Raw genomic sequence first — 11,703 nt, 5'->3', positions numbered from 1 at the left:
TTATTTCAAGGGCTTTGATGGCGTCCGGTGCAACTGAGGCGCAGGCGCGCCCTACGGCCGTGGCGCTTGTGTCGGCCGAGGCCGAGGGGCAGGTCGGTCACGGGTTCTCGCGTCTGGAAGATTACGCCGCGCAGGTGAAGTCCGGAAAGATTAACACTGATGCGGCGATCACGGTCACGGCCCTTCGACCTGCGTCAATCCTAATTAACGCCGATTGCGGGTTTGCTTACCCAGCGATCGAAACTGCCATTTCCGCGCTGATCCCGGTCGCCAAAGAAATGGGGATTGCGGTTGCGGCGGTCGGCAACTCGCATCATTGCGGCGCACTGTCATTGCAGGTGGAGAAGCTTGCTAAGGCGGGCCTGATTGGCATGATGTTTACGAACGCGCCCAAAGCGATTGCGCCATGGGGGTCGCATCAACCTCTTTTCGGGACCAACCCGATTGCCTTTGCAGCTCCACGTAAAGAGGCTAACCCTCTGATAATCGACCTTTCGCTCTCGAAAGTCGCGCGGGGCAAGGTGATGAACGCCAAAAAGCAAGGCAAGCCTATCCCGGAAGGCTGGGCGCTTGATGCCGCTGGCAACCCGACAACCGACGCCGAAGCCGCGCTTGGCGGCACCATGTTGCCGATTGGCGATGCAAAGGGCGCGGCCTTGGCTTTGATGGTCGAAATTCTGGCGGCGCCGTTGACCGGAAGCGCGTTTAGCTATGAAGCCGGTTCCTTTTTCACCGCAGAAGGCGTGCGACCCCGAGTTGGCCAGACCTTAATCGCGATCCGCCCGAATTCCGACGGAACTGGCTTTGCGGATCGGCTTGAAGAATTGTTAAAGTCGATCACCGATCTGGAGGGCACGCGATTGCCGGGGACGCGACGGCTGGCAGCGATAAAGGCCGCCGAAGCCGACGGGTTGACCGTTCCGACACGATATCTCGTTGCGGCACGTGCGCTTGCATCTTTCCATAAAACATAGACTTAACACCTGAGTGCGTCACGCACACAGCCCCAAGGAGCAAATCGAAATGCACAAGAAAATCCTGATCCCGGTGGCTCTTGACCACGCGCCTTTAGTATCTCGCAAGATTGAGGCCGCGCGGCATATGCTTGCGCCCGGCGGCACAATTACGCTTCTGACAGTGTTGGAGCAAATTGGTGGTTTCGTGGCAGAATTCGTGACGGTGAAACCAGAGAACCACCTGAGTGCGCGCGTCCTTGAAAAGCTGCGCCAAGCCGCTGGCGATGCTGCGGACATTGACTGCAAAGTTATCACGGGTAAGCCCGGCGTACAGATCACGAAGTATGCGAAAGACGCCGGCGTTGATATGATCATCGTTGGATCGCACAGCCCGGGACAAGAGGATTATCACCTCGGTTCAACCGCTTCTCGCGTTGTCCGCCGCGCGCATTGCTCGGTGTATGTGCTAAGGTAAGCACTTCAGTTTAGCGCGATTTCTCTTGGAAAAATGCTGCTAGTTGAAATTGCCATCGGGATGTCGATAAAGATCGAAGCGCTTCGCTGCTTTGTAACTGTTGTGGCACGGGTCGCTGGCGGAGGCGGCCAATGTGCTTGGGCGTGCTCCGTAGGCTGTGTCAATTGTTCTGAAGCAGTTCAAGGAACACGTCGGTGTACCCATTTTCGAGACTGCGCGAAAATCTCGCCTGACGCTGCTTGGGCGACAGGTCCTTGGCGAAGCATGCCGCGAGATCGAGCATTTCGGCCGGACCGTAGCGGCAATCGACGGGCTGTCAAATGCTGAGCTTTGCCAGGTCAATCTGACCGTAACACTATCGATCCCGCAATCCATAATGCCGCCAATACTGCGCGATTTCGTGCAAACACACCGGACGTGCGGGTCGACATCAGCGGCGCGGATTACGAGAAGATCGAGCGGGACGTCTGCTCAGAAATTTTTGACATTGGCAAAAGCAGTCTGGGTGCGATGGCGGGCTATGCTTGCACGAAGCTATTTTCTGATCCCTTTGGCGTTATCTGCCGCGGGGATCACCTGCTGGCCCGGGATTAGAATTGTCTGACGTGGTCCGACCTTGTCGAAGACCTGTTTATTGCAAATAGGTTATGCCGCCGGATCACAGACGAAGACTTTCGGCCGATCCTTGCAAAAGCGCGTCTTTTGCAGCGAGAAACCACATCGCTTTTGGGGGCTGATACCGGCGGCGTGGGCATCACCGTCGTACTTCAGTTGGTTGTCGAGGCCGCACTTGCGCGTCCGCCGGGTGAGACATCTGGATGATGACCCAGCCGGGCCATTCACTTGCTCCGGCAACTCGTGCCATGGCTGCGGCGATCCAGAATTCAGACTTTCCGACAGGATCCGCCAAAACGTCATCTTGATTGACGCTAACTCAATTTATTTGCGTTCGATTGAATCGACTGTTCGTGGCTTTGTGGCGCAAAGCTAAACAAAACCCGAGTATAAAGGTGGACCCTATGGCGGAATTGAACAAGAATTACATCGCAGGGGCCTGGGTCAGCGGTGCATCCGAAATCGAACATCGCAACCCTTCGGATATCAGTGAACTGGTTGGCTTGTTCGCACAGGCTTCGTCATCGCAGCTCGATGACGCATTGGATGCGGCGGTGCGCGCTCAGACTGTGTGTCCGGACCGGGCGGATATTGCAGTAACAGGCGCGGCTTCCGGTCCTTTGGCGCTTGCCATTGAAGGGCTATCGCGAGCTCGTGGATTGTGAAACGTTTGTGGCCTTGTCGGATTTTGCAGCACGCACCTTTGTGCCTTCAACCGAAGCAAGCCGTGAAAGTGGCGCAGGGGCCGTATTAACTGACAACGACTAGGTTAGTTGCGTTGCGGTATGGCAAAAAATCGATATTCTTTCTCAATGGACTCTGACCTTATTCAATCAAGCGATCCGACCTCAACGGCTGATGGCTCTGCGACTCAACGCACCTATCGCACGATCCGCCGGATGATCGTCACGGGCGAGGTGAGGCCGGGCGAGAAACTGAAAATTGAAGGCTTGAGGTTGCGACTTGATACAGGAGCTTCGCCGATCCGTGAGGCGCTTAGCCTTTTGACGTCCGAGCATCTCGTGGAACGAATTGACCAGCGTGGGTTTCGGGCCGCGCCGACAAGTCGCAAGAACTTCGATGAGATTCTACTATTGCGCTGCGAGCTGGAAGATATGGCTTTGCGCAAAAGCGTCGCGGCTGCGGATGAGGCGTGGGAAGAGGCGCTTGTGCTGGCCCATCATCGGATGACACGGGCAAACAAGGCGCAGGCCGAAGATTTCGAGGACCATCATAAGGCGTTCCACATCGCGCTTTTGTCAAACTCTGACACTCCGATTTTGATGCGGTTTTGTTCGCAGCTTTATGATCTGAATATTCGCTATCGGTTCCTGGCGGGCCGGTCTCTGAATTATCAGCAACGCGATGTTGGTCTAGAACATACTGAGATCATGGATCGCGCGATTGCACGGGATGCAGACGGCGCATCTTCTGCACTTCTGAACCATTACCGCCGCACTGGCGCGTTTCTGGCCGAGCGGATATAAGCGTCGCGAGCCGCTTAGCCGCCTTCGGCCACCAATATCAGGCCGATCTCGGCATCGCCGACGCGCTTGATGCTGACACGCGGGTCGCGGATCGCCTGTTGAGCATCATTGTTCTGATCCATGGTGCCGTCCGTCGCCATTATTCCGCTGCCGCTTTCGTGAGGTCCGCTTCGTCGAAAATAGGGTTCGAGCAGATGCCGATGCCTTCGATCTCGATGTCCACGACCTCGCCGGGCCGCAACCAGCGCGGGTTGGGCTTTTTGGCGTGCCCAACGCCCGGAGGCGTGCCAAGAGCGATATGATCGCCGGGCTCTAGCGTTGTGTATTCTGAGATGATTGCGATGGTGGCTGCCACCGACCAGATCATGTTTGCGGTGTTGGAACTTTGCAGAATTTCGTCGCCAACGCGGCTTTCGATCTTTAGGCCCCTAGCCCCTTCAGGCAGGTCTTCGGGGGTCACGACGAAAGGCCCGATTGCGCCGGTGTCGTCGAAGTTCTTACCGGGTGTCCATTGGTGGGTCTTGCGTTGGTAATCGCGCACTGAGCCATCATTGAAGATGGTGTAGCCGAAGACGTGATCAAGCGCGCGTTCTTCAGGAATATGGCGCCCGCCTGTGCCGATGATGATCATCAATTCGGCTTCATAATCGAGTTTTTCCGAACATGATGGGCGCACCAATGGCGCACCTGCTGCCATGATTGAGTTTTTGCCACGCATAAACAATGCCGGGTAATCCGGGATGTCATAGCCGCCTTCTTTGATGTGATCGACATAATTCAGGCCAAGGCAAATGATCGTGCCAGGACACTGCACGGGCAGGGCGGGCGTGATGTCTGCAACTGCGATTGATCCGCCGAGGTCTGAAGTTTTGGCAATCTCGGCCATCAATGCGGGATCGTCGATCAGCCCTTGAAGATCGTCGCCAATACCGCGAAACTGCGCCGTCAGATTAAAAGCCTCATCGCCTTTAACGAGGTAGACGAATTTTGCCGCAGCTGCGTGGCCAACCATCAAGCGCATGTCGATCCCCTTGTTTTTCAGCCACTATTTGGCGATAAAATAGGATAATGTCAATTAAAATCGATATTTTGAGCTTGTGCAAGACGCCGGCTTGGGAAAGTTGCATAGCCGAAGTAAAGGCGCGCGGGTCCTTTGCGTTTGAATTGTTTGTGGTCATGTCGATGCCAGATAAAATGCCGAAGACCTGAAGGCAAATCTGCCAACTCATCTTGAAGTATAAGGGACAGTTGGTGCGCGACGGAAATCTGACCTTTGCACGCCCGATATCGAACGAAACGGGCGAACATATGCAAGGGATCGGCCTAATCATCTACTGCGCTTCATCTTTCGATGCGGCCGTGCTTTGGCAGAGGCGGACCCGATGCACAAAAGCGGCGCGCGCGGTTTCGTTTTGCGCAAATGGATGATCAACGATGGCAGCCTGTCGGTTTCGGTCGAACTGTCGACCCAGACGGTCGCGTTGGAGTAGGAACGAAACCTTCTGATCAAACAAGTGGTTGACGAGTTGAGCAACGAACTGCCGAACCTCGGTACGTTTGTCACGCTGTCCCCGATCCCCGATCTGGAACGCTGGTTGAAGACGCAAAGCGAGGATGCACATTGCTTGGATGTGTTTGCCGGGACGGCAACGGATGAGGTCGTGGAAGCCGTGGCGGCGCATTATCTGTTACACGCAAAAACTAACGCCGGCGTTCCGGTCGATCCCGTGGCGCGGTTTCATCTTGGCAATGGCGCGTTGATCCATGGCACGCATGCTAACGCGGACAAAACTCACAAGGGGCGGGAACAATCCAGCGGGCGATGGTGAATTACCTTTACGATCTGAAGCTGATCGAGAAAAATCATGAGATATAGGTGTGCGGGGGGCGACATTCCGACGTCGCGCGCATTGAAAGTAAAGGCCGCTACTGCCGGGCAAAAGGACCAACACGCCGTGACGAACCATCTGTGTGACGCTCTGATTGCGCCCCACTCCGAAAACGATGCAACTTTCTTGGCGGTGAGTGAGATTGGACGCCCAGCCGAAATCAGCTTTCGTGCCTTTGTGCAGGAAGCCACGCAAATGGCGCATGTCTTGCGGGATCACGGGGTGCGTCCCGGGGGATCGGATCGTTGTGCAGGCCCCGAAGCGGTCGGAGATGCTGGTGCTCTATGACGCCACACTCCAGGTCGGAGCGACATTTTTAACTTTGAATACAGGGTATAAACAGGATGAGTTAACCTATTTTATAGAGGACGCCGGGCCAAGCCTAATCGCTTGCGGCGACGCAGCGACGGTTGGCCTCGCAGGTCTCACGCGCGGGCAGGATGCTTTCGTGTTGACCCTTAATGCGGACGGTTCAGGCACTTTGATGTGGGACGTTGCGGCCAAGCCTAGGACGTTTGCCACCGTGGCTTTCCCCCTGATGTGTTGGCCGCCCTTTTGTATACCTTGGGCATCACAGGACGTTCAAAGGGCGTGATGCTTAGCCACGACAACCTGTTGTCGAACGCGCGGGCATTGACTGATTTCGGCAGATCACATCAGACGACACTTTGTTTCATGCTTTACCCATTTTCCACACGCACGGGCTTTTTCTTGGCGATCAACTCTGCACTTTTGGCCGGGGCCCGTGTGCGGTTTATGGCCGGGTTCGACATCGACGAGATAATCGAGGCCTTGGCGGTGTCCACGCTGATGATGGGCGTTCCGACGTTCTACACGCGACTTTTGTGAGACAACCGGCTGACCCGCGAAAGGGTGGCTGATATGCGGTTTTCGTGTTGGGAAGCGCGCCGCTTTTTGCCAAAACGCACGAGGCATTTACCGCGCGTACCGGGAATCGCATTCTCGAACGTTACGGGTTGACTGAGACAAATATGATCATATCGAACCCTTATGACGGCGCGCGGCGTACGGGCACGGTTGGCTTTGCGCTTGCCGGAACCGAAGTGCGCCTGACGAAGCGTGAGACGGGCGAACTGGTCACGGCGGGCGAGATTGGCATGATCGAAGTGCGTGGGTCGAATGTTTTTCGAGGCTACTGGCGGATGCCCGGCAAAACAGCGGAAGAACTGCGCGAGAACCGGTTTTCATCACTGACGACCTTGGGCAGATCAGCAAGGAAGGCTATCTTTCCATCGTTGGCAGCGAAAAGGATTTGATCATCATGGGCGGCTACAATGTCTATCCCAAAGAAATCGAAGACGTGCTGAACGACGTGGACGGGATATCAGAAACAGCCGTTTTCGGAGTCTCGCACCATGATTTTGGCGATATGATCGTTGCCGCCTGCGTGCCTCTGGGGCTTGCGGGGATTGATGAAGGTGCGTTGCGCGCGGAAGTGGAGTCCAGGCTAGCGCGCTTCCAGCATCCCCGCGTTTATTGCGAGATGGTTGCATTGCCACGTAACACTATGGGCAAAACGAAAAAAAGCATCATGCGCGAAAGCTTTACTGCGGACGCGTAAGGCTTGCTTTTACGTCAGCGTTACCGGTTGTCCCGTCTCGAAAGACTGTGCGGCAGCGTCGGCCAGGCGCTGCGCGGCCACACCATCGTCTATTGATGGATTTGGCGCGGTTCCTGTGGCTATAGCCTCGATAAAGGCTTCCATTTCAGCAACATAGGCATCGGAGTAGCGTTCAAGGAAGAAGTGCTTATTGGGTGCTGTGGTGAACCCGTCCGCGCCCGCAACCTCAACCTGATGTTCAAGCTTGTTGGCGGCTTTGAGCATGCCATTCGCGCCGTGAACTTCCACACGTTGATCGTAGCCGTAGGTCGCGCGGCGCGAGTTGTTGATCATGCACATTTTGCCCGAAGCGGTTTTCAACGTCACGACGGCGGTGTCGATGTCCCCGGCGTGGCCAATTGCGGGATCGACAAGGCAAGCGCCGGTGGCGAATATCTCGACCGGTTCTTCGCCCAGCAAAAACCGCGCCATATCAAGGTCGTGGATCATCATATCGCGAAACAGGCCGCCCGATTGTTCGATGTAAGAAATTGGCGGCGGGGAGGGGTCGCGCGAGGTTATGACGACAATCTCGGGGTCGCCGATGACGCCTGCTGCAAGCTGCGCCTGAAGGTGCGCGAAGTTCGGGTCAAACCGGCGGTTGAAGGCGGTGAAAAAGCCGACACCTGCGGCTTGGACTGCGGTGCGGCATTCGGCGGCGCGTGCGGACGACAGGTCAATCGGCTTTTCGCAGAAGATCGCTTTTCCCGCCGCAGCAAGCGCGTGAATCTGGTCGTAGTGAAGCGTTGTTGGTGTGGCGACGATGACCGCGTCGATGTCCGTGGCGGCGATGATTTCGTCTGCGCTGCGCACCTCGGCGCCGCTGCTGGCGGCGAGCGCTTTGGCGGCCGCAGGCACAGTGTCGGCGACCGCTGTTAGGCCTGCAGAGGCAATCCGTGCAAGGCTAAGCGCGTGGACTTGTCCGATACGGCCACAGCCCAAAAGACCAATAGAAATCATATCTTATCCTTCGTTAGTCTGCGGCAAGACCGCGCAAAACGCGGCGTGCGGCGGTCTGGATGTCTGGTTCAACCTGTTTCAGGATTTGCACCCGGTCAAAGCTGTCGACGTCGCCCGCCAGCGCTGCACGAAGCGAGGCGCCAAAAGCTATCCGAAGCTCGGTTCCGATATTGAATTTGCAAATCTTTGTGGTCTGAGCGAGGCGCTTTCGCTGATCAGTTGGAACGCCCGAACCGCCGTGGATAACAAGCGGTACATCCGTAATGGTCTCAATCGCACGGATGCGATCTTCATCCAGACCGCCTTCTTTGTTCTGCTGCAAATGGACGTTGCCAACCGAGATTGCCATGCCGTCCACGCCGGTTTCGCGGGCAAACCGCGCGGCTTCATCGGGATCGGTACCCAGCGAGTTTTCACCGTCGCTATACCCCACAAAACCAATCTCGCCCTCGCAAGAAATCCCGGCAGCGTGGGCCATTTCGGCGATCTTTGCAGTCTCGTCTATGTTTTGCACCAATGGCTTGCGCGATCCGTCGAACATCAGCGAGGTAAAGCCAGAGTCCAGCGCCTCTTCACAGTCCTCGAATGTGTAGCCATGGTCAAGATGTGCGACGACCGGAACTGACACGCGGTTCGCCAGATTGCGAAACATAGTGCCCAGAACGGGTAGGGGCGTGTGGGCACGACATGAGGGTCCGGCCTGCAAAATCACAGGCAACCCTTCAGCTTCGGCGGCGTCGACGTAGGCGCGCATGTCTTCCCACCCAAGCGTCACCAATCCGCCCACGGCGTATCCGCCCTTCAGCGCTGGCTGCAGCACATCGGCAAGCGTCGCGAGCGTCATTTGAACTTTGCCACCATGTCGAGGATGCCAGGAATGGTGTGGAGCTGTTCTTTGTGGGTGTCCTGAAAATACTGCACCAGGGACCTCTGGCTGAGGCCGCCCAGAATGGTGAAGTAATACATCTCATAGCCCGGAAGGACGCAGCAAGGATGATACCCCTTGTCGATGCAAATCGTGGAGCCGTCGACGATGTGATAGGCATCGCCGGGTTCGTTGTCTTCACGTTGAAGCATCTGAAGGCCTGAGCCGTAATTCGGGCGGAAGCGGAAATTATAGGTCTCGTCGTGGCGGGTCTCGTCGGGCAAGCGATCGGTGTCGTGTTTGTGGCTTGGAAAGCCGGACCAGCCGCCCGCGCCCACTGTGTACAGCTCTGAAACCAGCAGACGACCGACGCGGTCTTTTTGCTTCTGCCCCAGTATGTGTTTGATTTTGCGGTGTGTTTTCGTGTCGTCCGAGCCGTATTGCACAAAGTCAATCTCGTCGGCGCGAACCGCGAAGGGCTCAAGTACGTCGTCGAATTTGGCACCTGCGATGAAGACCTCGGCGCTGTCAGACAGGCAGGTAAACCGCACATCCATGCCGGTGGGCGCATAGACACCCTCGGGCTCGCCGTCCCACACGTCGACGCCACGCCCGCCAATTTGATTGGCCCCGAACCCGCCGACAGTCACGTCGATTAAACCAGTCGCCGGTGCGATGCACGTTTCGTATCCGGGCACGGCATAGCCAAATGCCTCACCCTTTTTCAGCTTTACGATGTTGAAATAATTCAGCGGTACAAGCCCATCGTCCACGTCCACGATGGGAATGTTCTGGTTGTCAAATGGGGCGATATGCATTGGGTCTATCCTTCTCAGATGACGTCTGGAACACTGGGTCCGGGGTGGGAGCCTAGGAAGGCCTCAAGTTGATCTTCGGTGGGCATAGCAGGCGCGCAGCCGGGTTTTGCGACGACAATAGCGGCGCATGCCGAGCCCCGCATGACGGCGTTGTTTAGGTCGCGGCCCTCGGCCAATGAGGCGATAAAACCGGCCATGAAACTGTCACCCGCGCCGGTCGGCTTTACCGCCTGGACCGGGTAGATACCGCTTTGGGTTTCCGTGCCATCTGCAAAAGTTATCGCGCCGAGATGGCCCATTTTGTAAACTACAATCGCGGCTGTGGTGGCAGCGAGGGCGCGCGCTTTCGCAAGGCCTTTTTCAAGGCCGCCCGCCATAAAGCCGAATTCTTCATCGTTGGCGACGATCACGTCCGCCATGGCGCCCGCCTTGGAGAGAACTTCTTCGGCCACTTGCGGCGAGGGCCAGCTATAAGGACGATAGTCGACGTCGAAAATCACCGGCAATCCCGCGGCCTTTGCAAGTTCAAACGCACGAAACGCAGCCGAGCGTGACGGCTCTGCGGCAAAAACTGTCCCTGCCGTTATCAATGCGCCAAACTGAGTGTAATCAACGGCTTCGACATCTTCGATGCACATTTGGAAATCGGCGGCCCCGTTGCGGTAAATCACCGAATTGTGGTTCTCGACGCGGGTTTCGTAGACGGCCAGCGAGTTTCTGAATTCACCTGATATTGGCTTCACATGGGTCGCATCCACGCCGTACCGGTTCAGTTGACTGATGCAATAGCGTCCGATTGCGTCGTTCGAAACGCGTGTCACCAACGCCGCTTTCGAGCCGAACTTTACCAATCCCGCCGCTATGTTGGCCGATGATCCGCCCATCGCGACCATCATCGACGTAGCGTCTTCGATACCGACACCGGCGGGTTCTGGCGAGAAATCAATCCCGACGCGGCCTACCACGACGAAAGTGTTCTTTTTGATGCCTTGAAGGACGTCCATTATACACCCTTGCGCTGTTTGGAGCGACTTTCTTCCCACTCAATGTGCGCTGCACGCACTTTCGGATTGTCGGTCACATGCGGCGTGCCGACCTCCCACCACGTGTGACCTTCGGTTGTCCAGCCGTCGTAGGCATCTACGTTCATCACGATAACGGACGTCTTGTCCGAGGTCTTCGCGGCCTTGAATGCTTGGGTCAGTTGCTCGGGCGTGTCGGCGAAAACGGCGTTGGCGCCCATAGAGGCGGCGTGTGCAACATAGTCGACCGAGAACGCTTCTGGAATGGTTGGCGCGTCCGCGAGAAGGTTGTTGAAGCTCTCGTTGCCAGTGTTGTTTTGCAGCTTGTTGATGACCGCAAAACCGCCATTATCTAAAACGAACACTATCATCTTTTTCTGTGATAGGACAGATGAATAGATGTCAGAGTTCATCAACATATAGGACCCGTCTCCGGTGAAGACGATGGTGTCTGCGTCGGGTTCCTTTTCGGATTGGGCAATTCGTGCGCCCCAACCGCCAGCAAGCTCGTAACCCATGCAGGAAAAGCCGAATTCTACGTCGACGGTGCCGATATCAAGGGTGCGCCAGTTGGCCGTGACTTCCGCAGGAAGCCCTCCGGCTGCCGCCACAACGCGGTCGCGTTTGCCACAGAGCGCGTTCACTGCGCCGATGACCTGCGCGTAGGAGTTCGGGCGATTTCCAGGGCGTACGTTTTCGGCGACATAGGCGTTCCATTTCGCACGCTCGGCTTTGGCGAAGTCGACCCAAGAGGCCGGGGCCTGATAACCAGCCATCGCTGCGTCAAGCGCGCTCAGGCCAAGTTTTGCATCCCCCACTACGGGAAGAGATTTGTGTTTGCCTGCGTCATGGCGCGCGGCGTTAAGCGAGATTAACTTTGCGTCCTTGGCAAAGGCCGTCCAAGACCCCGTGGTGAAGTCTTGCAAGCGGCAACCCACGGACAAGATCACATCGGCAGCTTCGGCCACTGAATTGGCGCTGTTCGCCCCGGTCAC

At 56.6% G+C, this 11,703-nt stretch carries 18 protein-coding genes; 11 read left to right on the top strand and 7 right to left on the bottom strand.

The features are described 5' to 3' along the window. The 5 genes from Q1B15_RS09405 to Q1B15_RS09385 form a co-directional block, all read left to right on the top strand. A partial coding sequence (locus Q1B15_RS09405; RefSeq protein WP_366141700.1) for an Ldh family oxidoreductase occupies nt 1-974 on the top strand: 974 nt, incomplete at its 5' end. A gap of 49 nt (nt 975-1,023) precedes the next feature. After that, nucleotides 1,024-1,431, top strand: coding sequence for a universal stress protein (locus Q1B15_RS09400; RefSeq protein ID WP_299753314.1), 408 nt, complete (start codon nt 1,024-1,026; stop codon nt 1,429-1,431). Between the two features lie 330 nt (nt 1,432-1,761). Then, entirely contained in the window at nt 1,762-2,025 is a 264-nt protein-coding gene (locus Q1B15_RS09395) for a hypothetical protein (protein WP_299753312.1), read from the top strand. Nucleotides 2,026-2,450: 425 nt separating this feature from the next. Next, nucleotides 2,451-2,711, top strand: coding sequence for a hypothetical protein (locus Q1B15_RS23415; protein ID WP_366141699.1), 261 nt, complete (start codon nt 2,451-2,453; stop codon nt 2,709-2,711). A gap of 147 nt (nt 2,712-2,858) precedes the next feature. Further along, nucleotides 2,859-3,533, top strand: a complete 675-nt coding sequence (locus Q1B15_RS09385; RefSeq protein ID WP_299753310.1) for a GntR family transcriptional regulator — start codon at nt 2,859-2,861, stop codon at nt 3,531-3,533. A 14-nt stretch (nt 3,534-3,547) separates the two neighbouring features. Here Q1B15_RS09385 and Q1B15_RS09380 read toward each other — a convergent pair whose 3' ends face one another. Continuing rightward, nucleotides 3,548-3,673, bottom strand: coding sequence for a hypothetical protein (locus Q1B15_RS09380; protein WP_299753308.1), 126 nt, complete (start codon nt 3,671-3,673; stop codon nt 3,548-3,550). Further along, complete coding sequence (locus Q1B15_RS09375; protein ID WP_299753306.1) at nt 3,673-4,554, bottom strand: fumarylacetoacetate hydrolase family protein; 882 nt, start codon at nt 4,552-4,554, stop codon at nt 3,673-3,675. The genes Q1B15_RS09380 and Q1B15_RS09375 overlap by 1 nt, the downstream gene beginning before the upstream one ends. Before the next feature lie 505 nt (nt 4,555-5,059). Here Q1B15_RS09375 and Q1B15_RS09370 point away from each other — a divergent pair. The 6 genes from Q1B15_RS09370 to Q1B15_RS09345 are packed head-to-tail and all read left to right on the top strand — an operon-like array spanning nt 5,060 to nt 7,004. Then, on the top strand, nt 5,060-5,362 hold the full coding sequence (locus Q1B15_RS09370; RefSeq protein ID WP_299753304.1) for a malonyl-CoA decarboxylase family protein: 303 nt from the start codon (nt 5,060-5,062) through the stop codon (nt 5,360-5,362). Between the two features lie 36 nt (nt 5,363-5,398). After that, nucleotides 5,399-5,710, top strand: a complete 312-nt coding sequence (locus tag Q1B15_RS09365; protein ID WP_299753302.1) for a hypothetical protein — start codon at nt 5,399-5,401, stop codon at nt 5,708-5,710. Continuing rightward, complete coding sequence (locus Q1B15_RS09360) at nt 5,625-6,017, top strand: AMP-binding protein (protein WP_366141698.1); 393 nt, start codon at nt 5,625-5,627, stop codon at nt 6,015-6,017. Before Q1B15_RS09365 ends, Q1B15_RS09360 begins: the two co-directional genes overlap by 86 nt. After that, the gene (locus Q1B15_RS09355; protein ID WP_299753298.1) at nt 5,963-6,271 is read left to right on the top strand and encodes an AMP-binding protein; all 309 of its coding nucleotides are present in this window, start codon (nt 5,963-5,965) and stop codon (nt 6,269-6,271) included. Before Q1B15_RS09360 ends, Q1B15_RS09355 begins: the two co-directional genes overlap by 55 nt. 44 nt (nt 6,272-6,315) lie before the next feature. Continuing rightward, a complete protein-coding gene (locus Q1B15_RS09350; protein WP_299753296.1) occupies nt 6,316-6,699 on the top strand; it encodes an AMP-binding protein in 384 nt (127 codons plus the stop codon). Nucleotides 6,700-6,704: 5 nt separating this feature from the next. Continuing rightward, nucleotides 6,705-7,004 carry a hypothetical protein gene (locus Q1B15_RS09345; RefSeq protein ID WP_299753294.1) on the top strand — a complete coding sequence of 100 codons (300 nt, stop codon included), beginning with the start codon at nt 6,705-6,707 and terminating at the stop codon, nt 7,002-7,004. A gap of 9 nt (nt 7,005-7,013) precedes the next feature. Here the strand turns inward: Q1B15_RS09345 and iolG are convergent, their stop codons facing one another. The 5 genes from iolG to Q1B15_RS09320 all read right to left on the bottom strand — a co-directional run. Further along, complete coding sequence (gene iolG, locus Q1B15_RS09340; protein WP_299753292.1) at nt 7,014-8,003, bottom strand: inositol 2-dehydrogenase; 990 nt, start codon at nt 8,001-8,003, stop codon at nt 7,014-7,016. A gap of 13 nt (nt 8,004-8,016) precedes the next feature. Then, nucleotides 8,017-8,847 carry a class II fructose-bisphosphate aldolase gene (locus Q1B15_RS09335; RefSeq protein ID WP_299753290.1) on the bottom strand — a complete coding sequence of 277 codons (831 nt, stop codon included), beginning with the start codon at nt 8,845-8,847 and terminating at the stop codon, nt 8,017-8,019. After that, complete coding sequence (locus Q1B15_RS09330; protein WP_299753288.1) at nt 8,844-9,686, bottom strand: 5-deoxy-glucuronate isomerase; 843 nt, start codon at nt 9,684-9,686, stop codon at nt 8,844-8,846. The genes Q1B15_RS09335 and Q1B15_RS09330 overlap by 4 nt, the downstream gene beginning before the upstream one ends. 14 nt (nt 9,687-9,700) lie before the next feature. Beyond that, a complete protein-coding gene (gene iolC / locus Q1B15_RS09325; RefSeq protein ID WP_299753286.1) occupies nt 9,701-10,690 on the bottom strand; it encodes a 5-dehydro-2-deoxygluconokinase in 990 nt (329 codons plus the stop codon). Then, nucleotides 10,690-11,703, bottom strand: a 1,014-nt coding sequence (locus tag Q1B15_RS09320) for a thiamine pyrophosphate-dependent enzyme (RefSeq protein WP_299753284.1), incomplete at its 5' end; no start/stop codon positions are given. The genes Q1B15_RS09320 and iolC, both read right to left, overlap by 1 nt.

It is taken from the genome of uncultured Boseongicola sp., from assembly GCF_937988555.1.
Classification (GTDB): domain Bacteria; phylum Pseudomonadota; class Alphaproteobacteria; order Rhodobacterales; family Rhodobacteraceae; genus Boseongicola.
Note: the sequence above shows the minus strand (reverse complement) of the source record. Positions and strands in the feature narration are given on the sequence as shown.